The organism is Bacillota bacterium (genome assembly GCA_013178305.1).
Classification (GTDB): Bacteria; Bacillota; Sulfobacillia; order JABLXB01; family JABLXB01; genus JABLXB01.
The window spans coordinates 126,307-150,805 of the sequence record JABLXB010000002.1 but is presented as its reverse complement, the minus strand read 5'-3'; the positions used below and the strand labels follow the sequence as shown (position 1 = coordinate 150,805).

General features: G+C 61.5%; 22 protein-coding genes, 1 pseudogene and 1 riboswitch. Of the genes and pseudogenes, 7 read left to right on the top strand and 16 right to left on the bottom strand.

The features are described from left to right. Positions 1 to 109 precede the first annotated feature (109 nt). Positions 110 to 313: pseudogene (locus tag HPY55_06080) on the top strand (alpha/beta-type small acid-soluble spore protein). Positions 314 to 582: 269 nt separating this feature from the next. On the opposite strand, the gene HPY55_06075 reads toward HPY55_06080, so the two are convergent. The 16 genes from HPY55_06075 to HPY55_06000 form a co-directional block, all read right to left on the bottom strand. Further along, positions 583 to 1,143 (bottom strand): Fe-S-containing hydro-lyase, encoded by a 561-nt coding sequence (locus HPY55_06075; GenBank protein NPV70199.1) that lies wholly within the window; start codon positions 1,141 to 1,143, stop codon positions 583 to 585. A gap of 5 nt (positions 1,144 to 1,148) precedes the next feature. Then, complete coding sequence (locus HPY55_06070; GenBank protein ID NPV70198.1) at positions 1,149 to 1,994, bottom strand: fumarate hydratase; 846 nt, start codon at positions 1,992 to 1,994, stop codon at positions 1,149 to 1,151. 14 nt (positions 1,995 to 2,008) lie between these two features. Then, positions 2,009 to 4,015 carry an FAD-dependent oxidoreductase gene (locus HPY55_06065; GenBank protein ID NPV70197.1) on the bottom strand — a complete coding sequence of 669 codons (2,007 nt, stop codon included), beginning with the start codon at positions 4,013 to 4,015 and terminating at the stop codon, positions 2,009 to 2,011. Between the two features lie 75 nt (positions 4,016 to 4,090). Further along, entirely contained in the window at positions 4,091 to 5,071 is a 981-nt protein-coding gene (locus HPY55_06060; GenBank protein ID NPV70196.1) for an alcohol dehydrogenase catalytic domain-containing protein, read from the bottom strand. 82 nt (positions 5,072 to 5,153) lie between these two features. After that, positions 5,154 to 6,206: a Gfo/Idh/MocA family oxidoreductase gene (locus HPY55_06055; GenBank protein ID NPV70195.1), complete on the bottom strand. Its 1,053-nt coding sequence runs from the start codon at positions 6,204 to 6,206 to the stop codon at positions 5,154 to 5,156. Between the two features lie 79 nt (positions 6,207 to 6,285). Beyond that, positions 6,286 to 7,803 (bottom strand): C4-dicarboxylate ABC transporter permease, encoded by a 1,518-nt coding sequence (locus tag HPY55_06050; GenBank protein NPV70194.1) that lies wholly within the window; start codon positions 7,801 to 7,803, stop codon positions 6,286 to 6,288. A 70-nt stretch (positions 7,804 to 7,873) separates the two neighbouring features. Next, complete coding sequence (locus HPY55_06045) at positions 7,874 to 9,394, bottom strand: tripartite tricarboxylate transporter permease (protein ID NPV70193.1); 1,521 nt, start codon at positions 9,392 to 9,394, stop codon at positions 7,874 to 7,876. 16 nt (positions 9,395 to 9,410) lie between these two features. Continuing rightward, positions 9,411 to 9,872, bottom strand: a complete 462-nt coding sequence (locus tag HPY55_06040) for a tripartite tricarboxylate transporter TctB family protein (GenBank protein NPV70192.1) — start codon at positions 9,870 to 9,872, stop codon at positions 9,411 to 9,413. A 118-nt stretch (positions 9,873 to 9,990) separates the two neighbouring features. After that, positions 9,991 to 11,013 (bottom strand): tripartite tricarboxylate transporter substrate binding protein, encoded by a 1,023-nt coding sequence (locus HPY55_06035; protein ID NPV70191.1) that lies wholly within the window; start codon positions 11,011 to 11,013, stop codon positions 9,991 to 9,993. Between the two features lie 121 nt (positions 11,014 to 11,134). Continuing rightward, entirely contained in the window at positions 11,135 to 12,106 is a 972-nt protein-coding gene (locus HPY55_06030; GenBank protein ID NPV70190.1) for a creatininase family protein, read from the bottom strand. Between the two features lie 31 nt (positions 12,107 to 12,137). Continuing rightward, positions 12,138 to 13,025 (bottom strand): peptidase, encoded by an 888-nt coding sequence (locus HPY55_06025; GenBank protein ID NPV70189.1) that lies wholly within the window; start codon positions 13,023 to 13,025, stop codon positions 12,138 to 12,140. A gap of 83 nt (positions 13,026 to 13,108) precedes the next feature. Further along, positions 13,109 to 13,480 carry a cupin domain-containing protein gene (locus HPY55_06020; protein ID NPV70188.1) on the bottom strand — a complete coding sequence of 124 codons (372 nt, stop codon included), beginning with the start codon at positions 13,478 to 13,480 and terminating at the stop codon, positions 13,109 to 13,111. Between the two features lie 84 nt (positions 13,481 to 13,564). Further along, the gene (locus HPY55_06015) at positions 13,565 to 13,780 is read right to left on the bottom strand and encodes a hypothetical protein (GenBank protein NPV70187.1); all 216 of its coding nucleotides are present in this window, start codon (positions 13,778 to 13,780) and stop codon (positions 13,565 to 13,567) included. A gap of 8 nt (positions 13,781 to 13,788) precedes the next feature. Further along, the gene (locus HPY55_06010; GenBank protein NPV70186.1) at positions 13,789 to 15,504 is read right to left on the bottom strand and encodes an aldehyde ferredoxin oxidoreductase; all 1,716 of its coding nucleotides are present in this window, start codon (positions 15,502 to 15,504) and stop codon (positions 13,789 to 13,791) included. A 16-nt stretch (positions 15,505 to 15,520) separates the two neighbouring features. Continuing rightward, positions 15,521 to 16,576 carry an Ldh family oxidoreductase gene (locus HPY55_06005; GenBank protein ID NPV70185.1) on the bottom strand — a complete coding sequence of 352 codons (1,056 nt, stop codon included), beginning with the start codon at positions 16,574 to 16,576 and terminating at the stop codon, positions 15,521 to 15,523. Between the two features lie 241 nt (positions 16,577 to 16,817). Beyond that, the gene (locus HPY55_06000; GenBank protein ID NPV70184.1) at positions 16,818 to 18,734 is read right to left on the bottom strand and encodes a sigma 54-interacting transcriptional regulator; all 1,917 of its coding nucleotides are present in this window, start codon (positions 18,732 to 18,734) and stop codon (positions 16,818 to 16,820) included. A gap of 267 nt (positions 18,735 to 19,001) precedes the next feature. Here HPY55_06000 and HPY55_05995 point away from each other — a divergent pair, with 267 nt between their 5' ends. The 6 genes from HPY55_05995 to HPY55_05970 all read left to right on the top strand — a co-directional run bounded on the left by HPY55_05995 (position 19,002) and on the right by HPY55_05970 (position 24,474). Then, the gene (locus tag HPY55_05995) at positions 19,002 to 20,210 is read left to right on the top strand and encodes a CoA transferase (protein ID NPV70183.1); all 1,209 of its coding nucleotides are present in this window, start codon (positions 19,002 to 19,004) and stop codon (positions 20,208 to 20,210) included. Positions 20,211 to 20,226: 16 nt separating this feature from the next. Beyond that, a complete protein-coding gene (locus HPY55_05990; GenBank protein ID NPV70182.1) occupies positions 20,227 to 21,372 on the top strand; it encodes an acyl-CoA dehydrogenase in 1,146 nt (381 codons plus the stop codon). Positions 21,373 to 21,416: 44 nt separating this feature from the next. Beyond that, entirely contained in the window at positions 21,417 to 22,187 is a 771-nt protein-coding gene (locus HPY55_05985) for an enoyl-CoA hydratase/isomerase family protein (protein ID NPV70181.1), read from the top strand. A 120-nt stretch (positions 22,188 to 22,307) separates the two neighbouring features. Then, a riboswitch (FMN riboswitch) is annotated at positions 22,308 to 22,464 on the top strand. Positions 22,465 to 22,554: 90 nt separating this feature from the next. After that, positions 22,555 to 23,043, top strand: a complete 489-nt coding sequence (locus tag HPY55_05980; GenBank protein NPV70180.1) for a hypothetical protein — start codon at positions 22,555 to 22,557, stop codon at positions 23,041 to 23,043. Between the two features lie 120 nt (positions 23,044 to 23,163). Further along, on the top strand, positions 23,164 to 23,961 hold the full coding sequence (locus HPY55_05975) for an MBL fold metallo-hydrolase (protein ID NPV70179.1): 798 nt from the start codon (positions 23,164 to 23,166) through the stop codon (positions 23,959 to 23,961). Positions 23,962 to 23,985: 24 nt separating this feature from the next. Then, positions 23,986 to 24,474: an inorganic diphosphatase gene (locus HPY55_05970; GenBank protein ID NPV70178.1), complete on the top strand. Its 489-nt coding sequence runs from the start codon at positions 23,986 to 23,988 to the stop codon at positions 24,472 to 24,474. Positions 24,475 to 24,499: the final 25 nt, after the last annotated feature.

The window sequence follows — 24,499 nt, the reverse complement described above, 5'->3', positions numbered from 1 at the left end:
TGCCAAAATCGCAGTATAATAAGCGTTTTCGGCATACCAAAAAATGACTACATAATAACGAATCACAAGAGCAAAATACAAACGGGACGAAAACAAGGAGGTGACTAATATGCCGCGTGGCGGAGGAGGCAGGAATCGACTGCTGTTCCCCCAGGCTCGGCAGGGTCTCGAGCAGATCAAGTTCGAGACAGCAAACGAACTCGGGATTCAGAACTACCAGGGATATCTGGGTGACCTTCCCTCCCGTACGAACGGCTATGTCGGAGGGTACATGGTCAGGAGAATGCTCCAGCTCGCCGAGCAGCAGATTGCGAACGGCGCTACCCCACCGGCGGCCAGCCAGACCGGTGACGCTGCCCAGGGTGGCATCGCAGGAGTCTCGGCCCAGGTCGGAGTAACCAACGTCGCGGCCGGCGGCGGAGTTGCAGGCGGGGGCGGAGTTGCAGGCGGCGGAGTTGCAGGCGGCGCCGCAAGGGCGACACGGTAAGGACTGAAGCAAGAAAGAGAGCCAACCACCGGATGGGGTTGGCTTTTCTTTACTTCGATCATCCAGCCGGCCGGCGCGGCAACGCGGCCGAGGCCCTAAACGGGAGCGATCCTGTAACGGCTGGTCCCCTCGACGTAGAGATTGTTCCCCAGCGAGTCAATGCCGACGACGACGGGAAAGTCGCTTACCTCGAGCCTGTATATGGCCTCGGGTCCAAGGTCGGGGAATGCGATTACGTCGGCTTTCGTGACGCGCTTCGCCAGCAACGCCCCCGCGCCGCCGAGGGCGATGAAGTAAACGGCGCCGTGCTTCTTCATGGCGTCCACGACGGGTTGCTTCCTAAGACCTTTCCCGATCATGCCTTTGAGGCCGGCCTCGAGCAGCCTGGGCGTGTACGCGTCCATACGGCCGCTGGTTGTCGGCCCGCACGAACCTATGGCCTGCCCGGGCTTCGGCGGACACGGACCGACGTAGTAGATGATCTGCCCGCGGATATCCATGGGAAGGTCCTTACCAGCGTCCAGCATGTCCACGAGTCGTTTGTGAGCCGCATCCCTGGCGGTGTATATCACGCCGGATATGAGAACGCTCTCACCGGAGCGGAGATCGCGAGCCACGGAATCCGTAAGCGGTGTCGTCAGCTTTCGCATTAACATTCACCTCACAATACTGTCTCGGCGTGCCTTGCTGCGTGGCACTGTATGTTCACGGCCACAGGCATGGCGCCGATATGTGTGGCCCAGGTTTCGATATGGACGGCGAGTGCGGTCACGCGTCCTCCGAGCCCCTGGGGACCGATACCGAGGTTGTTGATGTCTTCAAGGATCTTGCGTTCGAGAGCCGCGATCTCCGGGTTGGGGTGCGGCGTCCCAACCTTTCTAAGTAGTGCCTTCTTGGCCATCAGGGGCGCACGTTCCATCATGCCCCCGACCCCGACCCCCACAATGATGGGGGGACATGGGTTCGATTGGGCCTTGTCCACTGTCTCAACCACGAATTTCCGGATCCCGTCCGGGCCGTCGGCGGGCACCAGCATCTTGATGGCACCCATGTTTTCGCTTCCCGTGCCCTTCGGCATCACAATAATCCTGAGGCTGTCCCCTGGTACGATGTCCGTGTAGATTGAAGCGGGGGTGTTGTCGCCCGAGTTCTTCCTCACGAAGATCGGGTCGTCGACCACCGATTTTCTGAGATAACCCTCGCGATAACCCCTGCTGACACCCTCGTTCACCGCATCGGTGAAGCTGCCCCCGGCGATTCGCACGTCCTGCCCCATCTCGACGAACACAATGGTGACGCCCGTGTCCTGGCAGATCGGGATGCGTTCCCTCCCGGCCATCCGGGCGTTGTCCACGAGTTGCGCGAGGAGCTCCTTGCCGACGTCCGACTCCTCGAGTTTGATGGCGTTCTCCAGGGCAGAGAGGACGTCCTCCGGCAGGTCGTAGCACGCCTGGATGCAGAGATTCCTGACGGTCTCAACGATCCGATCGACATGGATCTCCTTCAATGAGCATCATCCTTTCAAGACTTCTGTGACAGGAAAGCCTCGGTTACTGAACGGGCGGCCACGAACCCCTGCCAGACGGCATCGATGATCTTCCCTGGCCTGTCACAGTCGCCGGCCCGGACGACCACGGGAAAAAGTCCCTGAATCTCGTAGTACAGCTCGTGGGCCGGTACAGCGCCAAGCGCCAGCACCGCCAGGTCGAAGGGTATCTCTTCAGGCGCGGCCTGTCTGTCGCACGGCTCCACCCTGAGGTGGCCGTCCTGGACAGTCACGATCTTTCGCGATGGAAAGAATGTAACGCCGAGGTCCTCGAGTTTATTGAGCAGTTCCTCCTTGTAGATCGGGTCGACTTCGCGCCCGATTTCGGGGAGCATCTCCACCACAGAAACGACGTTCCTCATGCCTGCGAGGTAGAGGGCGGTCTCGCATCCGACCAGTCCCCCGCCGCAGACCACAACTCGACGCCCCGACACGTCGACCTTCCCGGCCAACACCTCATGCGCCGTCACCACGCTGCGCGATAAGGCCGACGCCAGGCCCGGTACCGGGGGACACGCGGGTCGCGAGCCGGTCGCCACTACTACTGCGTCCGCGCCGAGATCGACCAGCGTGTTTGCGGTGACCCGCGCCCCGCATCTTATGGCCACTCCCGCCTTTTCAGCGGACCTGTTCAGGTAGGCGGTGAACCATCCGATCTTGGATTTGCCCGGTGGTACCGCGGCCAAATTGAGCTGCCCGCCTGTGGATTCAGCCTGTTCGAGCAGCGTCACATCGTGGCCTGCCTTCCTGGCGTATATCGCGGCAGTCAGGCCCGCGGGACCGCCTCCTACTACTACGACCCGCTTTGCAGAGACGCTCGCCCCGGCCGCACCGCCGGCCGCGTCGCGGAACAGCCACTCGCGGCCCGCAAGTGGGTTGACCGCGCACTTGAGCGGCACGTCACCGAATATCCTGCTGCCGGCGCATCCCACGTTACACGAGATGCACGGGCATATGTCGGATTGGCGACCCGACGCCGCCTTGTTGCACCACTCCGGATCGGCGATCAGTCCCCTGCCCATGGCGACGAGGTCCGCCGAACCCTCCCTTATGACGAGATCCGCGAACTCAGGGTTGCGGATCGTGCCCACGGTGATAACGGGCATCCCCGTGGCCTTCCGTATCTCAGCCGCCAGGTAGACCCGCCAGCCCTCCTCGTACGGCATAGGCTCTATCTGCTTGGGCAAGGAGTAACCGTTGCCCGCGCTCACGTGGAGGATGTCCACCCCGGCGTCGCGGAACATAATTGCTATGGGCACTGCCTCTTCGGCCGTCCTGCCGCCCTCGACAAACTCATCCGCGCTGAACCGGAGGAACAGGGTGTAGCCGTCGCCCACCGCGCGGCGCACTGCCCGTACCACCGCCAGCGGGAACCTCATGCGGTTTTCCAGGGACCCACCATACTGGTCGGTCCTCGTGTTCGTCAGGGGTGACATGAATTGCGCCAGCAGGTAGGAATGCCCGCCGTGGATTTCGACGGAATCGAATCCCGCTCGCTTGGCCCGATAAGCGGCCTGGGCGAACCTCTCGACGATCGCATCCATCTCGGCTCCGGTGATTTCCCTCGGCACTTCGCCGCCGCGGCTTGCGGGAATGGGGGAGGGGGCCACCGGCTGTAACCCGCAAGCGAGTTCCTTCCTGGTCGAGGCCCCCGCGTGGTTGATCTGCAACACAACCCTGGCGCCGTACATGTGCAAGCGCTCTACCAGCGTCGAGAGTCCGGGGATGAACCTGTCCTCGTCGAGGCGCAGCTGGACGGCGCCATTAGCCCCCTGTGGGTAATCGACGTTGGTGTTCTCGACAATAATGGTCCCCGTCCCGCCCCTCGCCCTCGCCTCGTAGTACTGGATGAGCCTTTCGCTCGTTCCACCGTCGGGCGTGGCGAAGTTCGTGGCCATGGGAGCCATGACGACGCGGTTCCTGGCTGAGAAAGACCCAACGGTGAACTCCGAGAACAGGTTTGGATACGCTGTCCCTTTCACGGGAGACCCTCCACAATCTGCGCCGGCGCCCTCAAGCGAATACCGGAACGTGCCACATCACAAGTGAGTCACTGTTTAGAGGACATAGATCGGCTTGAGTGCTATCCTGTCTTCCATCATCTTGAGGCCTTTCTCGGTCTCCTCCAGTGGGAGCACGGTGTCGATCATCTTCTTGACGGGCATCTGCCCTGAAGCAATCAGGTCGATCGTCCTCTGGAAGTCGTAGCCGTTGCAGGCGACGGACCCCTTTACGTTCAGCTCGCCCCTGGTTATGGCGGTCAGGTCGAACGTGACGGGTTTGGAACCGAGACCCACCGTCACGATCGTGCCTCCCCGGCGTGTTATCCTGAGTGCGGACAGAAACGCGTCTGGCTGGCCCGTGGCCTCGAACACGTTGTCGAAGTACTTTTCCGGAAGGTCTTGGCCATCCGAGGCGTGCGCGGCTCCGAAGCCCTTCGCCGCCTCCATCCTGTCGGGAACGACGTCGACCATGGTGACGACGGCGCCGGCGAGCTTTGCCGCCATCATCGTGAGGATTCCGATGGGGCCCGCTCCGAACACGCACACCTGGTCTCCAATCTTGACGTCGGAGCGGTAGACTGCGTGTACACCGACGGTGGCGGGCTCTATGAGGGCGCCTTCCTCCCAGCTCAGCGAGTCCGGGAACTTGTACCAGTAGTCCTCAGGCGCCTTGACGTACTCGGAGAAACAGCCCGGAAGGTCGATGCCGACGATTACCTTGGTGTCGCAGAGTATGGATAACCCGCGCTTGCAGTTCGGGCATGTCCCGTCATGGATGTTGGGCTCGAGCGCGACCCTGTCGCCCATCTTCACCCTCTTGACGTTCGGGCCGACCTCGACGACCTCTCCCGCCACCTCGTGCCCCGAGATGTGCGGGTACTTCATCCCCGCACGGCGTCCCCTGAAGATGGTGATATCGCTCCCGCACGCTCCGGACGCGCGTACCCGGACGACCACCTCGTTCCCGGATGCCTTCGGTGCCGGCACCTCTTGTATTGCCATTTTGTTGGGCTCCAGCATGACAGCTGCCTTCATGAGACTACCTCCCTCGTCACTGCGCGTCGTCGATCCGAGCCGTCCCGGGCTCGCGGTTCGAATACCGTGATCGACGCGCCGGCTACTCGACCTCCACCGGTACTCCCTCGGCGATTGACTTCTTTACGGCATTGATCGCCTTGAGGGTGACAGTCGCATCCGGACCGGTCACGAACGGCTTCTCCTCACCCTTGATGACCTTGCAGAAGTGGATGATCTCCTCCGTCATCGGGTCCACCGCGGGCACAGGCAGGGCCTCATCCTTGATCTGGTAGTTCCAGCCCACCATCGCGGGGTCGTCGTACCAGTACTTCCTCAAGTTCGGGAACGCCAGGCTGCCGGTCGTCCCGAAGAAGAAGTACGAGTTGTCGAAGGACATTGCGAAAACCAGGTTCTCTCGGGCGTTGGACTCGTAGAACCACGGGGACGGCACGCCGTCCGAAACGAATATGGTGCCGACCGCGCCACCCGTTGTCCCGAAGCTGATGCTCACCGTATCCTCGACCCTGTTGCCCCTCACGATGTTGACGGCCTTGGCGAATACCCACGATATGTCCTGGCCGGTTGCAAAGCGAAGATCGTCGATATCGTGGATCGTGTTGATCAGAAGCGGTCCGCCACCCTTTTCAGGGGTCACCCGCCACTCGGCCTGGAAATAGGGGTCAGGCTTCTTGGCCACCCACATCACGTTCGCCCCGACCAGGCGGCCGATGCCTCCTCCGGTGATCTCCTGCCTGGCCCTGCGCAGCTTGGCCGAGAACCGCCTGTGGTGGCCGACGAGGAACTTGACGCCGGCCTTGTCGGCCGCCTCGATCATCCTGTTGGCATCCTCCACCGTGCCCGCAATGGGCTTCTCTACGAGGACGTTTATGCCTCTCCTGGCGCACTCGCGGGTCACCGGCCAGTGGAGGTCGTTGGGAAGCGCGAGGACCGCGCCGTCTATCCTGGAGCCGACGGCGTCGAGGCACCCATCAATTGTCTCGTGGAGTGGTACTCCGAGTTGCGCCGCCCTCTGCCTCGACAGGTCCGTGTCTCCGCAGGCTGCGACGAGCTCCGCGAAATCGCCGTACCTGATGTCGCTGGCGTGCTTGAAACCGTGATGCAAGCCGAATACTGCAAGTTTAGGCTTGGACATTCAAACATCCCTCCGATCTTGGTGCAGTGCAATCGTGGCTTCGCACGATTCACGTGAGGCCGTGCCGCCCGTTCCGCCATCAGCTCTCCGCCGTGGTGCTCCCGCCTCGCGTGAGCCGCGCCTTGATCAACCTGAACACCGGGGTTTCGCCCAGTAACATCCAGACCAGGGCGATTACCAGGATGAGGCTGATCGGCCTCGTCAGGAATGACCGCAGCAAGGCAGGGATGCTTTCGTCGACGATGATCAGCGCCCTTCTCAGCGAAACGTCCGCGAGCGGTCCCAGAATCACCCCGAGCACCATCGGACCGACAGGAAAATCGAGGCTCTTCATTACATACCCGAGGATTCCGAAGATGAGCGCCAGGATGAGGTGGAACATGTTGTTCTCGACCACGAACGCACCCAGCAGGCTAAAGAGGACCACGATAGGCATGAGGATTTCTCTCTGGATCATGATGACCCTGGCGCAGTAGCCGACTGTGGCCAGGCCGAGGATAATCATGAACACGTTGGCGACGAGCGAACTGGCGACGATTAGCCAGAAGAAGCTCCTCGACTCGAGCATAACCATCGGACCGGGTTTGAGCCCGTGAATGTACATCGCGCCCAGTATGACCGCCGTGACGGCGTCACCCGGTATTCCCAGTGTGATCATCGGGATCAGGGCGCCGCCAATACATGCGTTGTTTGCCGTCTCGGCCGCTATCACGCCTTCGTACGCCCCCTGTCCGAAGGGCCTGCTGGGGTTCTTCACCGTGCGCTTCGCCTGCGCATAGGCGGTCAGGGCTGCCACGTCCCCGCCGACGCCCGGCAGCGCGCCGATGAACACACCGGTAATCGCGGACCTTACGGTCACGCCCAAGTACTTTATCATCTGGGACAGTCCTGGAACAACTCTGCCCGCAACCGAGGCGACCTCGCCCTTGACGTCCTGCTTCATCTGGTAGAAAACCTCGGACAACCCGAACAGCCCGATGAGGATCGGGATGAAGTGGACGCCCGCGAGCAGGTAAACGTTGCCGAACGTGAAGCGCCCGGTGCCGTACACCGGGTCCATTCCGACCAGTCCGAAAAACACGCCGAAGGCAGCTGAGAGGATCCCCCTCTGCAGGGACGCCCCGGAGAGATACCCCAGGATGACCATGCCGAACATTGTCAGCAGGAAATACTCCTGAGGTCCGAACCTGAGCGCGAATTCCGCCACGACTGGAGCGCCGAAAGCGAGCGCCGCTATACCCAGTATCCCGCCAAGGAACGACTGCGTGGTTGCCAGGCCTATCGCAGGCCCCGCCTCGCCCATTTGCGCCAGGGGGTATCCATCGAAGCCGGTTGAGACTGCCGCGGGGGCTCCGGGTATGTTCATGAGTATGGCCGACCACGAACCCCCGTAGACTCCCCCGGCATAGATGCCCATCATCAAGGCGGTCGCCTCGACCATGGGCCAGCCGTATGTTAATGACACCAGCAGGGCCACCGCCATTGTCACCGTCAGACCCGGGATCGCCCCGATGATGATGCCTGAATACACGCCCGAAGCGATGAGGAACACGATCTTTGGATTGAGTACGGTGAGGATGACCTCACTCAAGGTCATGGTCACCGGCGTCTCACCTTCCTTAACAAGTAGTCCCGTCAGCGACTTTCAACGCCAGTCGTGCGCACCATCAACCGCGTGCTCCGCCCGCGGCAGGGAACAACCTCGACTTCATGATCCTGAACAGGGGCGTCTCCCCGAGGAGTATCCATACCAGCGCAAGGGCGAGCACCAGGCTGATCGGCCGCGTCACGAACGACCACAGTAGGCGGGGTATGCTTTCATCGGCGATGATGAGCGCCCTTCGCAGGGACACGTCGGCCATGGGTCCCAGGATGACCCCGAGGACCATTGGGCCGACGGGGATGTCCAGGGTCTTCATGAAATACCCGAGTATACCGAACACCATCGCGATGATGACGTGGAAGATGTTGTTTTCGACGACGAACGATCCGAGCAGGCTGAACAGCACCACGATGGGCATCAGTATCTCTTTCTTGACCATGATGATCCTCGAGCAGTACCCGACCGTGCCGAGCCCCAGCAGCACCATGAAGATGTTGGCGATGAACGAACTCGCCACAACCAGCCAGAAGAAGCTCCTCGATTCGAGCATCACCATCGGACCGGGTTTAAGCCCATGAATATACATCGCGCCGAGCAGCACGGCGGTAACGGCGTCACCCGGTATGCCGAGGGTGATCATCGGTATCAGCGCCCCGCCTATACAGGCGTTATTGGCTGTCTCAGGCGCGATAACGCCTTCGTAGGCCCCCTCACCGAATGGCCTGCTTGGGTTCCTGACCGTCTGTTTCGCGTGGGCGTACGCCGTGAGGGCCGCCACATCCCCGCCCACACCAGGCAGCGCGCCGATGAATACGCCGATTACTGCACACCGGAGTGTCAGCCACATGTTCTTGACCATCATCGAGAACTTGGGGATGACGCTACCGACCGTCGTGGTCACTTCGCCCTGGACGTCCTGTTTCATCTGGTAAAAGACTTCGGAAAGCCCGAAGAGGCCGATCAGGATGGGGATGAAGTGGACTCCACCCAGGAGGTACACGTTGTGGAACGTAAACCGCCCCGTGCCGTACACGGGGTCCATTCCTACCAGACCGAAAAACACCCCGAAGGCCGCTGCCAGGATTCCCCTCGGGAGTGAGGTCCCCGAGAGGTAACCCAGTATAGCCATACCAAACATCGTCAGGAGGAAATACTCCTGCGGACCGAATCCCAGGGCGAAGTTGGCAACCACCGGGGCGCCGAAGGCCAGAGCCGCGATTCCGAGCAGCCCGCCCACGAACGATTGGGTGGTAGCGAGACCTATGGCCTGGCCTGCTTCGCCACGCTTGGCTAGCGGGTAGCCGTCAAACCCCGTTGATACCGCGGCAGGGGCTCCGGGTATGTTCATCAGGATAGCCGACCACGAGCCGCCGTACACGCCACCAGCGTAGATCCCCATCATCAAGGCGGTGGCCTCCACCATGGGCCACCCGTACGTGAGGGAAACCAGCAGCGCCACCGCCATCGTCACCGTCAGTCCCGGGATGGCGCCCACGATGATGCCGGAGTAGACTCCGGCGGCGATGAGGAATAGGTTCTTCGGGCTGAGCACCGCGAGTATGACCTCGGTAAAGGTCATAGTCATTGAGGTTCACCTCTAGTCATGGAAGCAGCGTGCGGAAAACGTTCTGGAACATGAACTGTATCGCGAACACTGACACGAGCGTGATCGCCGCCATTTTCAGCGGTGAACCTATCCGGTACAGGTAGAATGTCACCCCGAGGAATATGATGGACGTGATCGTGAAATGGAGGTAGGGAACCGCCACGACATACAGAACTGTCATGACGAAAATCACAAGGAAACGCCTGAACCCCGGGTCGGACAGCTTCGGCCAGGTGAACAGCGGCGCGCCCGCCTCGCGCTTTGGCATGGACTTGTGTCCTTCGAACCCTACCAGGATCGCCGATATGGCCATCACGATCCCGATGAATACCGGCATCGTGGCGGGGCTCTTGTAGCTGACACCGAAGTCCGGCATTGTTGTCGATTCGTGCAGGATGAACAGGCTGAACAGGATGCTTCCCAGCGCAACCAGCAAGGTGGCTCGCGACTTGTCCACCTTAAAACCCCCTTTGCCCGGCCGGCGTACTGTGCGTTGCGGCACCCGGGCGGCCGGGTCTCACTGTGCGTAAACCCGGGCCCGGTGGGAAACACGTCACCACCGGGCCCGAAATGCGCTACGGTTTGGGAATGTTGAAGTCGGCAGGCGACTTCTTGGCGGCGCCCGCCTCATGCAGGGTCCAGGTGGTCACCGATTGCCACTTCTTGATGAACTTGACGGCATCGTCACCCGACAGTGAGAGCGGGTTCGCTACCATCTGCGTCGTGAATTCCTTCCATTTGGGGTCCTCGATCGCCTTCTTGAACGCGGCGGTCAGCCTGTCCTTGACGTTCTGCGGCGTGCCTTTCTTGACGAAGACGCCGTACCAGGCGCCCCAGGGGAGATACTTCTTCATCTCGGGGAATTCCTCGCCCAGAGCAGGGACGCCGGGGAGCAGCGGGACCTTCTCGTTCGTGAACGTGGCGAGGATCCTGATCTTGCCGGCCCTCATGTTCTCCACGGCCGCGGTCGCGCCGGCTATCGTGAAGTCGACATGCTTGCCTATGGTCGCCGTGACCGTCGGGCCCTCACCGTCGTACGGGACCATGGCGAACTCAACTCCGAGACCGGCCTTCATCATGGACCCGGTGACGTGCGGTTGACCGCCTATGCCCGTGTTGCCCAGTTTGATCCCCCCGGGCTTGGCCTTCGCGGCTGCGATAAACTCCTTGATATCCTTCCACGGTGCGTTGGCCTCGACGACGATGCACGGTATCGACATGGCCAGCAGCATGATCGGGTCGTACTCGTCGTAGTTCCTGGGCGAAACGTCGAGCACCTGGAACAGCGCGGGGTTCTCCGACCCGCCGAGTATCGTGTATCCATCAGGCTTCTGGGAGAAGACATGCTGCATTGCGATTGCGCTGGTCGCGCCCGGCATGTTGGTTATGACGAACGGCTGTCCGAGTTCCTTCTCGGCGATGGGGCCGATGAACCTCATAACGCGGTCCGTCATGCCGCCTGCCGCCCACCCAAGGACGAGGGTCATCGGTTTCTCCGGGTACTTCGCGGTCGTGCCGCCGCACCCCGCGAGGGTTGCCACGAGACTCACGCACACTAGACCGAGGAGCAACTTGGAACCGATGCTCTTCCAGGACATCTTTCTACCCCCTTCTGTTGATTTAGGTGACTTGCTGTTGGCCGGACGCTACGAGTTCGACATGCACCGTAAACTGCCATCCGGCGCCACCGTGCGCGAGCAGGGCGGCGCCGGGCAACGATCACGGCGGATAGTGGATCGTGTAGATGTGGCGACCGCCCCGCTTGAACGGTCCCTTCAGCACTGCGTCGATGTCTTCCGCAGGCCTCTGCGTTATGTCCGACGCCGGCGGCAACACCCCTGGTGGGAACCTCTCTTTGATGTCCTCGATCAGCTTCACTGCGTAATCGAGAAGCACCCTCAGCCCTTCCCGCGCCTTTTCGCCTGAGGCCAGAGTCGGCCTGCCTATGACCCCCTCGGGATAGGCGATAACTTCCAGGTGGCTGAGCCCCGCCTGGCCGTGGCCGGGGATGGGCCTCTGGAATATATCGCCGCCCTTGTCGATGTGGCCCTCAGGGAAGAAACCGTGGGGATGGGTATCCACCGCGTCCTCGAGGTGCACCATCTCGGGGAACAGGGCCATGGAGTACGATGTCTCAGCCTCGTCGGCGTGCCGGAACGGCGTCTCGAATACGGCGCCGCCGTTTGCCTTGTCCTTGAGATAGTTGGGGATCACCGTCGGCCAGTTCAGGAACACGAGTATCGCCGGGACCTGGTATTTTTTCATGAACTCGTGAATAGCCGTGGGAATCACGTATTCCTGCCCGTGACCGTTGAGCAGGATCTGTTTGCGGAACCCGGCATTCCAGAACCCTGCAATCATTGCCCTGATCATCCCGAGGAATATGTCCTCGGGCACGACCACAGTGCCCGGCATCCCGAGATGCCCCCAGGGATGCGAACCATACCAGAGAGGCTGCGCGACTGTACACCCCGTCTTGAGTGCGATCTGCTCTGCCATCCTCGTGACGAGGAAGGTGTCCTCGCCGTACGGGGCGCCGGCTCCATGATTCTCCGTGCTCCCGATAGGGATGAGGATGATATCATTCTTCTTGAGTCTCTCCTCGACCTGCTTCCCCGTCATGTTCTGAAAATAAACCCCGTCGGCCAGGTCCATGTGACCACCCCTGGGCGGGATCTCCCAGTTCGCCACGAGATGTCACCTCCTCGGCGGTCTCAGTATTCTACTCGGGAACCGCCATGTCGGGCGTGCCCGCGACGCTCTGCACGGCCTCAGGGCAGTACCGCTCCATCATTTCCTTGATTATCGCGGCCTGGGCGGCCATGTTGCGGCCGTCGCTCGCCGAGGTCAGCTCCCCGTGACCGCCTACAACCGAGTTGCCGGTCTTCAGGTGGAGGGGGGAAGCGACCCTGACCATCTCCGGAGCCTCGTACGTCCTGATGAATCCACCGGACCCGGGTGGGTTGTCGGTGTGGATGTCGAGCGGGACCTTGACTGCCTGCCTCAGCGCCGCCATCATCGGGAGCGTCATGTCACGGACGGGGTTGATCGAGTCCGCGCCGAGCTTCTCCATAAGCTGGAACGACGCGGGGTTACCGTGGCCGCAGTGCGCGGAAAGCTTGAAATGCATCTTCTTGGGCAGCTCGCCCTGCTTGCGGAGCTCGTTGAGCACCCAGAGGAGCCCTTCGTCGTAAACCAGCACGCCGCGGCAGCCGAGCTCCACCATCCTGTTGACGTCCTCTATCGCCCGGATCACCTGGTCCATGCCGCGGAGCCTGTACCCGATCCTTACTCCCTGGGTCGACAGCCTCGTCGCGCTCGTGTCGTAGGTTGCGCGCGGCCCGACCGAGAGGTTCAGCTCCACCTTGTACTCCTTGGCCAGGGCGACGAAATCACGGAGTTCCGAAAGCGTATGCCGGAACGCGCCGTACGTCTCGTCCACGCGGTTGATGGTTATTCCGTACTCCTTCGAAGCCTCGAGAAGCGCCTGCATCGCCACTGCGGAGTTGATCGTCGGGACCTCGAGCCTGTAATGGGCGCCGTCGGGGAACGTCTTCCCCGAAGTGGGGAGATCGTGCGCGTCTCCCGCAGGAAGGCCTAACTTCACCATGAGATTCCTCGTCTTGTCGAACACGATTTGACCTCCTCAAACGATGGTGGTTTAGCGCTAACGCCAGGCATCACCCTCGACAGCTACTTCTTGATGCGGTGATCCGGAAGGGGTGGGGAGTAGGCCCACACCAGCTTCAGTTCCTCGTTACCCGTGTTGATGATCTTGTGCTTTAGACCCGGGGGCGCGAATATCGCGGTACCCGCCTTGACCTCGTATTCCTCCTTCCCGTCCTCAATGACCAGCTTGCCCTGGCCGCTGATGATGAACATCGCTTCCTCTTCGGCCTGGTGAACGTGCTCGGGGATCATGCTGCCGACGGCGGTTACGTTAACGCCCATCGAGACGTTTTTCGCCCCCACGCTCATTTCGGAGATGAGGAGTTTGGACACCCTTGGCGGGATCCTTGAAACCCCCTGAACGTCCTGTTCGCGGACGATCCTCTGTTGGGCCATCACCATACCTCCCTGACTGTCGTTATGAATTGCCACACCCTGCGCGCTGGGCCTGTCTGCCGGGCGCAGGGAAGACAACCGGGTTCAGCCGCCACTGAGTGGCGGGAAGACCATCAGTATATCGCCGTCCCGGAGGACATCGCCGGCCTCCAGCGAGAGTCCATTCCTCACGATGAGGCCGACCTGGTCATACTCGAGCCCGAGCCGCTTGAGGACGTGTTCAACGGTGGCGTCGTCCTCCACGAGCAGTTCGAATACGCCCCCCGGCTGGTCCAGCGCCAGCGTCAGTTGGAGCTCCACGCGGACTCTCATCGATCCGGCCAGACCTGAGCCATCTCCTCGTCGGTCACGTCAAACACCACGTTGTGCGGCGGGAGTTTCTCAGTGTACATGTAGTCGGGCAGCCTGTCGTCGGCCCGGGTGAACCCCGCCCGCCTGTTGAACTCGAGCTCGAACCCCACGGTCTTCCTGCCCAGGTCGCTGAGGGTTTCCTTCGTCCACGTCCACCCGTAAAGGTAGTTCACCATGTTGACCAGCATCGTCGGGTCCTCGAGGACCGGCTGGCGGGCGAAGATGCACAGGCCGAGGCTGTCCAGCATCGCAGCGAAGACCTGCAGGCCTCGCGAGAGGTCGACCTGACCCGCCGCCTGCAGCTGGTTGACTTTGTCGCGCGAACCGAACGCGTTCCCGGCGGTATGGTCCGCGCCCATCGGAGAGGTAGCGTAGGTGACTCCATTGCCCTTGAGGGATCTCGGGTCGTATGCGGGCATCGCCTGCCCTTTAACTACCGGGGCCCGTTCAACCCCGAAAACCGCGCCTGTTACCGCCGCTCCCTGTCCCAGCACTCGCCCCACCGGAGTTGCCTCGGCAACCTCTTTCAGAAGGCGAGCGGCCTGCTGGACGTCGCCCCATTCGAGCAGCCCCGCCTCGGCCGCGACTCCAAGCGCCGCGCCCATTTCAATGGTGTCGAGACCGATATCGTTGCATAGGGCGTTGAGCACCGCGACCGCATCGAGATTGGTCATCCCGAGGTTGGAGCCCATCAGGCCGATAGTCTCATACTGGAGCGTCGATACGACCTGCTTCCCGAGCGCGTCCGGGAAGATGTTGCCGCACTTGATCACGCAAGGGTTCATGCACGACACGGTGGGATTCCCCTCGCCGCCTCGCCCGGTGCATATCTCGTAAATCTTCTCGCCGGTGAGTTCGAGCGCGTGTTCGAACTGCCCGGAGCTGAAGTTCCTGGTCGGGAATATGCCAATCGAGTTGCAGGCTTTTACGATTGACGCCGTGCCATACAACGCCTGGTTCTTCGTCTTCGGGTTGTCGATTATCGCTTTGGCAAACGCGGCGACCTCCCGTTTCAGGGCCTCGTCGTCGGCGCCCGTCCTCCGTGAAGCGCCCGAGTCGTCCACGACAACGGCCTTCAGCTGCTTGGAGCCCATGACGGCGCCGAGGCCGCCACGCGCCGCATGGCGGTTGGGCTGATTCAGGATATCCGTGACCGCCACCGAGGCCGCCCTCATGCGCTTCTCGCCGGCCTGACCTATGCAGCAGATGCCGGCCTTTTTCCCGAACCGCTCCTGCAATCTCGCCACGGTTGCGTGGGTGCCCAGTCCAACTATGTCGCCGGCGGGCAACAGAGTGCCTCCGTTACGGTCCACCTTCAGGAGATACCAGTCGTCTTTCCCCGAGGGCCTATCCTCAACAACGATGGCCGAGATCCCGAGACGAGCGAGCTGGTTGCCTACAATGCCCCCGGCGTTGGCCTCCTTTATACCCCCAGTCAGGGGGCTTTTCCCGCCCACCGAGAGCCGGCCGGCGCTGGTGAGGGCGATGCCCCCCAACAGTCCGGGCGCGAAGACCATCTTGTTGTCGGGACCCAGCGGGTCACAGGTCGCCCTGACTTCGTCAAGCACGATCCTGGACGTCAGGCCCCTGCCTCCGAGACCGCTGTGCCCACCGTTGTTGACGTCCTCGGTTACCGACAACGCCTGCATGTTTACTCTCATTGTTCGTCCCATCCCTATACCCCCCGGGTCACGCGACCTCAAAATCTATGCCGTTGCTGGTCCCAAGCGCGTTTAGATCATCCACCACTGCGCCCGAAAGCGGAATGCCGTTCTTCCGCCTATCTTTCTCGCACTCCCATTCGATCTCGCCCGGCAGGTATATCCTATCGACGCCCGTGGCGCGAGGGGACTGCCGGATGGCCTGCGCCATCTCATCCAGGCGGGATCTGAACTCGTGCGGGTCCATGAACGCGCTGACATTGATTGCGGTGAGGAGACTGCCTGTGCCGGATTTCCCCGACAGGTCGTCGACGGCCTTGATCGCCGTTCCAAAAGCCGACCCTGTGAGCACTCCGGAAAGGACGTCTATCATCAGGGCGAGGCCATAACCCTTGGGCCCGGCGATCGGGGTAAGACTCCCGCCGTTCAGGACCCTGACAGGATCGTCGGTGGGGCTGCCACTTGAATCCAATCCCCACCCGACCGGGATCTTCTTGCCTTCCTTAGCGGCGAGCCGTACCTTCCCCCTTGAAACCAGGCTCGTCGCCATATCGAGCACCAGCGGTGGCTCCGTCGCGGTCGGGACCGCTATGGTAATCGGGTTGGTGCCCAGCATCGCGGTGGCGCCGCCGACGGGGGCCATCGCGGGCGGGGCGTTACTCACCGCGATTCCGATCATGTCGTGCGGCAGGGCCATCATCGCGAAGTAGGCACCCATGCCGTAATGGTTCATATTCCTGATGCCTGCCGAGGCAATTCCGGTTGTTCTCGCTTTGTCCAGGAGCAGTGACATGGCGAACGCGGCTGCCACTTGCCCGAACCCGTTTCCGCCGTCGACAAGTACTGTGGATGGGGTCTCAGAAACCACGGTCACCCTACCCCGTGGCTCCATCAGACCACTGTTGACCCTCTTGACATATGTACCCAACCTGGCGACGCCGTGCGATGAAACACCGCGGAGATCGGCTGCCACCATAGAGCCGGCGACCAGCGCCGCATCGGGCTCCGGCAGGCCACACATCTCCAGTACCCTGGAGCAAAACGTAGTGAGAGTAGCGTGGGGAATCCTGACACCTGCGGCCACGAGTCACACTCCTCAGTCCGTCTCGGCGAAGGCAATTCGCTTTCGGCTCATACATATAGCAAGTTCCATGCCTACTGACGGGGAGTGGGCTGGAGCAGTACGGAGATGCTGCTGTGCCTACTCATGGCCCATCGACGCTCGACCGCCGTCCTGGAGTATGCGCCAGGGGTATTGCAGGATGAAAACTGATCGCATGACCGGGGATTTGCAGAATGCAACGTGTTCCGTCCGACCGCTTCCGTCAGTCGCCGGTGCGTAGTCTCAGCTTTTTCATTCGCCTCCACAGTGTGGTCGTGCTTATCCCAAGTCGCCTTGCGGCCTCTTTCCGGTTGTTGCCTGAATCGCGGAGCACTTTGATTATCGCCGAGGCCTCCAGGGTTTTCAGCACCCCCTGTTCGTCGTCTCCCGGCTGAACGGGTTCCCCATGAGGCGCCGTATTGAGGATCCGGACGACATCGCGCTCGTGAATGACCGGTCCAGTCGCCAGTACGCAGAGGCCTTCGATGACGTTCTCCATCTCGCGCACGTTTCCCGGCCAGTCGTAAAGCTGCAGCGCCCTGACGGCGTGGGGGGTGATCGAAGACACCGACTTGCCCAGTCGCTGGCTGCAGCGAAGCATGAGAGAATCCGCCAGCAGGGGGATGTCTTCCACCCTTTCCCGGAGTGGAGGGATGCGTATGTTGAGCACATTGAACCGGTAGAACAGGTCGGCCCTGAAGCGCCCCTCCCGGACGAGGCGGCCCAGATCGCGGTTCGTCGCCGCTATGATCCTCACATCCACCGGGATGATCTTGTCGTCGCCGACACGCATGACTTCCTTCTCCTGGAGCACCCGGAGCAGCCTGGCCTGAAGCCGGTCCGACATCTCTCCGACCTCGTCGAGAAAGAGCGTGCCTTTATGGGCGATTTCAAACAGGCCCTCTTTACCGCCGCGCCTTGCGTCTGTGAAAGCGCCCTCAACGTAGCCGAACAACTCGCTTTCCAGCAGGCTCTCGGGTAGCGCGGCGCAGCTGACGGCGACGAACGGCTGGCTGGCTCGACGGCTGGCCGCGTGAATGCTTTGCGCGAACAACTCCTTTCCGGTCCCGGTTTCGCCGGCCAGAAGGATGGTGCTGTCCGTCTGGGCGAACCTCCGCGCCCTTTCAATGGTCTCCCGCATGATGGGCGTCGAAGCCACGACGTCGTCAAATGTGTACTTGCTTACGTAGCCGCGCTTCGCGAGTGCGCGGCGTATCTTCTGCTCATCAGTCTGGATCTTGCCGATCTCCTGGAAGGTGGCGACTACTCCTACGGTCTCCGAACCCACTACTATCGGGACACGGTTGGTCAGTATCTGAGTGTTGCCCACCTTCTGCAGGTGCCCGAGCTCGGCGCTGCCGCTCTTCAGCACCTCGGTCAGCCGGGTCGTAGGGACCACATCTTTCACGGGTTTTCCGATCGCCTTCGATGCCTTGACCCCCATGATGCGCTCGGCAACGGGGTTGAACACCGTGATCACCCCGTCCCTGTCCACGGCGATGATCCCGTCGTAAGTGAAGTCGATGATGGTCCTCAGCTGATTCGCGCGGTGCTGGGCGTCTCTGGTAGCCCTCGCGACCCTGTTGGCCTCCTGAATGGCGGTTATTACGGCGTCTTTACCCGATCTGAGGATAACGCCCGATATCCCGTGCCTGCGCGCTGCCTCAACGACGAGAATGCCGCCGATCATCACCTCGATACCCTGCGTTTTCAAAAGCGACGCCTGGCTTTCAATGTCCTCGGAGCTCTCTGCGCAAGTCAGGGTGAGGCGCACGCCGAACACCTCTTCCAGAATGCCCACGATTCCCTTGGCGCCGAACACAATATTTGAGAACCCAACGAGCGCGATGTTCCGCCCGTAGACCCTGGCCTCGTACAGGCTCGTGATGATGTCGTAAGGAGTCACCGGTATCTCGACGACCGGCAGGCCGGGCCCACTTTTCTGGATGAGCAGCGCCGTGCCGCCCCTGCTGATGATCACCTCGAAACCGCTCCGTTTTCCATCCCAGGCGGCTTCCACGCCCTTCTCCAGGACGCCCACGATCACCCTGAGGCTTTGATTCATCTCGTTCGCGGCCTCGTGCACTACCGCTGCCGTCTCACTGTCCGGCAGCACCACCAGGATCTTTGAAGAGTCCAACTGTGTCACCTGACCTGAGGCGCATGGCTCGCGCCTGCCGGAATTGCATGCTGAAATGTTCTGCAACGCGTTTACTGCAATACAAGATTCGGACTGAAATGCGTTTCTCCCTCTTGCGCCTTTCGATAACTGAGTACGCGCTCGAGTGTTCCTCATGGGGTCGAAAAGCGCGTTAACCTGGTCAGGGCAGCCGCGGGCATCCCCGGCCGGATAGGCCACCGGCATGCGGCACGTTTCTTGCAATCCATTACAAGCGAGGATGACCTCATGAGTGGAGGGATGATTGCTGTGGAAATGGCTCTCGAAGGGGTACGCGTGCTCGACGTTACGCATTTCCTGGCTGGACCGTACGTCAGTATGCTCCTGGCTGATATGGGAGCGGAGGTTATCAAGGTCGAACGGCCCGAAGGTGACGAATCACGCAAGATCGCGCCGATTATATCGGACGTGATAGGAACGTGTTTCCTCGCCTCCAACCGAAACAAGAAAGGCATTACACTGAACCTCGCCACAGCCGAGGGCGCGGACATCTTCAAGCGCCTCGTTAAGGTATCGGATGTGGTTGTCGAGAACTTCCGGCCCGGAACATTTGCCAGGTTGGGGATCTCGTACGATGAGTTGTCCAGGGTGAACCCCGGGATTATTATGACGTCCGTTAGCGGGTTCGGACAATATGGCCCTTACTCCCACAGAACAGCCCTTGACATAGTAGCCCAGGCGATGGGGGGACTCATGAGCTACACCGGCTACCCCGATGGGCCGCCTACGCGCACGGGGAATGCCATGGGGGACTTCCTCGGCGGCCTGTTCGGTGCGTATGGGACGCTGGCCGCGCTGCATTATCGCGAACGCACAGGGAAGGGTCAGTGGGTCGACTCCAGCATGCACGATGCGGTCGTTGCGGTGCTGGAGAACGCGGTAACCAACTACATGGCGCTGGGAGAGGTGTGGCAGCGAGATGGCAGTCGCACCCGTGGCAACGCTCCCTATAACGCTTACGAGGCCAAGGACGGTTGGTTGGTCATAGGCGTTACCGGAAATGTGCTGTGGGCCAGATTCGCGAAGGCGATGGGGCGTGAAGAACTGGCATCGGACCCGGGGTTTGGGTCGGACACTGCGCGTCGCCAGAACGTCAACCTCGTGGATGAAGTCGTGAGCGGGTGGGTCAAAACGCACACCGTTGCCGAAGTCATCGCGATATGCGACGAAGCCGGCGTTCCCTGTGGGCCCGTACTCTCGGTAGATCAGGTCCCCGATGACCCGCAGGTCAAGGCACGCCGTATGGTGGAGAAGGTGGACTATCCCGGGGCTGGTCCGGTGTGGTTAAGCGGTGTGTGCCCGAAGCTTTCGGCGACGCCGGGTGCGGTCTACGCTCCACCTCCCACGCTGGGCCAGCACAATGAGGAGGTTTACGGTAAACTGCTTGGCTTCGACCGGAACTACATCAAAGACTTGCACGACAGAAAAGTGATCTAGAGGGGGGCGAAAAACCATGGACTTCCAGCTTTCGGAGGAAGAGGTATCGATTCAAAAAGCAACGCGTGAGTTCGTCGACAAGGTAATCGTGCCCCGGGCCGCGGAGATCGACGAGACAGACGAGTTCCCGAGGGACATCCTGAAGAAGATTGCTGAAGTCAATTTGCTCGATCTCGAGCTGTCGCCCGAACTGGGAGGGCTAGGCATGGCGGGTGTCCCTGCGGCGATAACGGCCGAGGAAGTCGCGCGAGGAAGCGCGGCGATGTCCGGCCTCCTCACCTCGTTCAGGCAGAACATGTGGATTCTGGAGAAGTTTGGGACCCCGGCGCAGCAGGAGAAGTGGATTCCAGGCATGGCCAGCGGCGATATCATTCCGAGTTTCGCGCTTACCGAACCTAATGCCGGTTCTGATGCCGGCGGGGTTACCACGACTGCAGAGCTCGAGGGAGACGAGTACGTAATCAATGGCACGAAAACGTTCTGCACCCTGGCGCCCGTTGCTGATTTTACGCACGTTGTGGCGCTGACGGACCGCTCGAAGGGCAAGAAAAGCCTGAGCTGTATAATCGTGGAGTCTGACAGGCCCGGTTACATGGTCGGGAAGCACGAGAGGAAGATGGGCCAGAGGGGGAACCCCGTCGCCGAGATCCACTTCGAGAATGTGCGGGTTCCCCGAGAGAACCTGGTCGGCAAGGAGGGCGAGGGGTTCAAGATAGCCCTGTCCTCACTTGACCCCGCGAGGATTTATGTTGCGGCCCTCGCACTCGGCATCATGCAGGCCTCCCTCGAAGCGTCCGTCAAATATGCCAAGCAGCGTGTTCAGTTCGGCCAACCCATAGCCGAATTCCAGGCGATCCAGTGGATGATTGCGGATATGCGTACGTCCCTGGAAGCCGCACGCCTCCTGACTTATCAGGCTGCCTTTCTCATGACAACTGGGCGTCGCTATACCCTCGAAGCGGCGATGGCGAAGCTGTTCGCGACCGATGAATGCATGAAGCACGTCTCCAACGCGGTCCAGATACACGGCGGGTATGGGTACATGAAGGATTACCCGGTGGAGCGGTACTTCAGAGACACCAAGATCACCCAGATCTACGATGGGACGAACGAGATCCAGCGGCTGGTCATTGCCAGGCAAGTCCTCGAAGCGATCAAGTGATCTGAGCGGTGCGACACTCAAACGCAGAGTGAGGTGGCTGAGCGATGGGCTCCGAGCCCGAGGTAATTGTCGAGGTGGAGGAACCGATAGCTATCATCAAGCTGAACCGGCCGCACGTGCTCAACGCCATGACGGACGCCATGATGGAGATGCTTCTGAAGAAAGTCCAGGAAGTCAAAGCGGATGATCGCGCCCGAGTCGTGATCATAACGGGTATGGGCCGCGGGTTCTGCGCCGGATCGGACATCGAGGAGCTTGCAACGTATAGTCCCGATGCGGCGAGACACCATGCCGCGATGGGGGCCGAGATCAACGCCGTGATAGAGACGATGCCCAAGCCCGTAATCGCCGCCATCAACGGTCCCGCCGTTGGCGGGGGTTTCGAAATGGCGCTGGCCTGCGACATACGTATTGCGGCCAGGTCGGCCAGGGTGGGACTCCCCGAGGTGACGCTGGGGAGCATAACGGGGGCCGGTGGCTCATTCAGGATAACCAGGGTGGTTGGGAGCGGGGTTGCCAAGGAACTGCTGTTCACCGGCAGGCTCGTCGACGCCGAAGAAGCCTACAGGCTGACCCTGGTGAACCGGGTTGTGGACGATGGCAGAGTGTTGGAAGAATGCAGGGCGCTTGCACTGGACCTCGCCGGCAAGAGCCCCACGTCCCTCTGGCTTTTGAAGTTCCTTGCGAACAAGAGCTTCGAAATCGACTGGGAGGTTGGCATGCTCCTTGAGTCACTTGGCAATACGCAGGTGGCCACGACCAAGGGATTTGAATCGGGCACCAGGGCCTTCTTGCAGAGGAGAAACAAGAAATGAGTACAGATCGAGGCGACGACGTTCAAGGGGGCGGAGGAGTCGTCGTCAAGAGGACTGCGACGCTCAAAATGATCTAGTCCCTGTTGCCCGCGCCCGGTAACAGGTGTATATTCAAGGTGAGAGAGCCTTCGGGGTAGGGTTAGGGGGACCGTTTCAACCGGTCCGTCCCGATTCCCAACCGGTGGTGATGCCCTCAGGGGACGAGCCCATCAGCCTCAGCGATTGACCCGGTGAGAATCCGGGGCCGACAGTAAAGTCTGAATGGGAGAGGGCCTTGCAGCGCGCTCGTTGTAAGCGGCGCGCTAACAGGCGCATCCCCGCGAGCCCCGGGCTGGTCCCGGGGCATCATGTTTTTGGGGGAGTCGCAATGAGCAGCGCTCAAAGGTTGTCGCTCTACGGGGTCTTCACCGCACTCATCACGCTGGCTACCACTTTCCTGAAGGTACCGGGCCCGACAGGTTTCTACCACCTCGGGGACGTGTTCATCTACACGGCCGCCGCGGTGATGGGCGGCCCGTTCGCGGCGGCGACCGCCTCCGTCGGTTCGGCGCTGGCGGACGTGTGGGCGGGATACGCGACGTTCGCGCCGTGGACACTCGTGATCAAGGGGGTCGCGGGATACGTCGCGGGAGCGGTCCCCACGAGATACGGCAGGCGCTACCGGGTACCGTCCATGATCGCAGGCGCCCTCATAATCACCGCCGGGTACGCAGTCGCCACCGCCGTCATGTTCGACCCTGCTGCGGCCGTGGCCGAGACGGCGGGGAACCTCCTGCAGAGCGGCGTTGGTGTTCTCGGCGCGATCGCACTCGTCTCTGCGGTGGAGAGGGCGTTCCACCGCGGTTCGGGCTCCTGACGGGCGACCGGCCAGACCGGTCGGCAGGCAGGAATCCGGCGTTGCTGGGGGAATCATTTCCGTGTAGCGCCGGGGGCACGGCTTGTGGCTCCGGCCGACGCAGCAGCCCGGAGGCGGCCGGTGTCCGGATTCATCAGGTTCTGCTCAATAAGCAGTTCCAGTGTGTATGGTAACTGTTACTTCGTCGAATCGCCCGGTGGGATGAGGATACTCATCGACTGCGGCGTCACTCTCCGGAGACTCGAGCGCTACCTCGCCGAAATGGGGGTGGCGCCGGAGAGCATCTCAGCCATCTTCGTCACTCACGACCACGGCGACCACACCGCGGCGCTCGAGATCAGGAACCCGTTCGCGGCGCGGTATCGCATTCCGGTGTACGCCACGCGCGGTTTCTGGCAGCGCTGGGTCAATCGTGACCGCATCGACAGTGACCTGAAAAGAACCATAACGCCGGGGTCGGGCGTGGATCTCGGGGACTGCCGCGTGAAGGCGTTTCTCAAGCCGCACGACTCCATCGAGCCCGTGGGCTACACCGTCTGCTGCGACGGGAGGGCGCTATCGATAGTAACCGACCTCGGGTGCGTCCCTCCGGAAGTGGCGGACGCCGTGCGCGATTCGACGCACCTCATCTTCGAGAGCAACCACGACAGGGCGATGGAACTTAGTTCCGGCAGGGCGGCGAGGCTGATATACCGCGTGCTGAGCGACGTCGGGCACCTGTCCAACGATCAGGCGGCCCGGGCGCTGTCCGAGGTAGTCACGCACGAGACGAGGGTGATTCTCCTGTCGCACTTGAGCCTCGACTGCAACCGCCCCCAACTGGCGCTCCGCGCAGCGAACTCCGCCCTCGCGCGCAGGTTCGACGTGGACGTCGAGGTGGCCCCGGCCGACAGGCCCAGCAGGATGTTCCTCGCGTGAGACATACTAGGAGCGGGTGAAACAGTGGACGTCGACGTGGTAGTCGAGATACCCAAGTTCAGCGTCAACAAGTATGAATACGACGAGTCGAGGCGGATGTTCGTGCTCGACAGGGTGCTCTATTCCTCCGTGCATTACCCCACCGATTACGGATACATCCCTGGAACGTTGGCGGAGGACGGCGATCCCATTGACATTATGGTGGTCCTGGCAGTGCCGACGTTCCCAGGGTGTCTCGTGCGCGCGAGGGTGGTCGGCGCCCTGCTGATGGAGGACGAAAAGGGCAGGGACGTCAAGATCATCTCGGTCGCGGTGCGCGACCCGCGGAACGACGAGCTACGGGAACTTGGGCATCTTGGTTCCCACGTCAGAAGGGAGATCGAAGACTTCTTCGCCACTTACAAGAGCCTCGAAGGAAAGGTCACGCGCGTCGAGGGCTGGCGCGACAGGGAATTCGCGGAGAAGGAGATCGATGACGCGTGCGCGAGGTACGCCGCGCATGGGAAGGGCTGATGGAGCGCCGCACACGCGCGAGGCG

Excerpts from the sequence above, each read along its gene's own strand:
- HPY55_06050 (NPV70194.1), bottom strand. The coding sequence starts at position 7,803 with ATGACCTTGAGTGAGGTCATCCTCACCGTACTCAATCCAAAGATCGTG.
- HPY55_06060 (NPV70196.1), bottom strand. The coding sequence starts at position 5,071 with ATGAAGGCAGCTGTCATGCTGGAGCCCAACAAAATGGCAATACAAGAG.
- HPY55_05990 (NPV70182.1), top strand. The coding sequence starts at position 20,227 with ATGGACTTCCAGCTTTCGGAGGAAGAGGTATCGATTCAAAAAGCAACG.
- HPY55_06010 (NPV70186.1), bottom strand. The coding sequence starts at position 15,504 with ATGGGACGAACAATGAGAGTAAACATGCAGGCGTTGTCGGTAACCGAG.
- HPY55_06020 (NPV70188.1), bottom strand. The coding sequence starts at position 13,480 with ATGGCCCAACAGAGGATCGTCCGCGAACAGGACGTTCAGGGGGTTTCA.
- HPY55_06025 (NPV70189.1), bottom strand. The coding sequence starts at position 13,025 with ATGGTGAAGTTAGGCCTTCCTGCGGGAGACGCGCACGATCTCCCCACT.
- HPY55_05995 (NPV70183.1), top strand. The coding sequence starts at position 19,002 with ATGAGTGGAGGGATGATTGCTGTGGAAATGGCTCTCGAAGGGGTACGC.
- HPY55_05980 (NPV70180.1), top strand. The coding sequence starts at position 22,555 with ATGAGCAGCGCTCAAAGGTTGTCGCTCTACGGGGTCTTCACCGCACTC.
- HPY55_06045 (NPV70193.1), bottom strand. The coding sequence starts at position 9,394 with ATGACTATGACCTTTACCGAGGTCATACTCGCGGTGCTCAGCCCGAAG.
- HPY55_06075 (NPV70199.1), bottom strand. The coding sequence starts at position 1,143 with ATGTTAATGCGAAAGCTGACGACACCGCTTACGGATTCCGTGGCTCGC.
- HPY55_06055 (NPV70195.1), bottom strand. The coding sequence starts at position 6,206 with ATGTCCAAGCCTAAACTTGCAGTATTCGGCTTGCATCACGGTTTCAAG.
- HPY55_05985 (NPV70181.1), top strand. The coding sequence starts at position 21,417 with ATGGGCTCCGAGCCCGAGGTAATTGTCGAGGTGGAGGAACCGATAGCT.
- HPY55_06035 (NPV70191.1), bottom strand. The coding sequence starts at position 11,013 with ATGTCCTGGAAGAGCATCGGTTCCAAGTTGCTCCTCGGTCTAGTGTGC.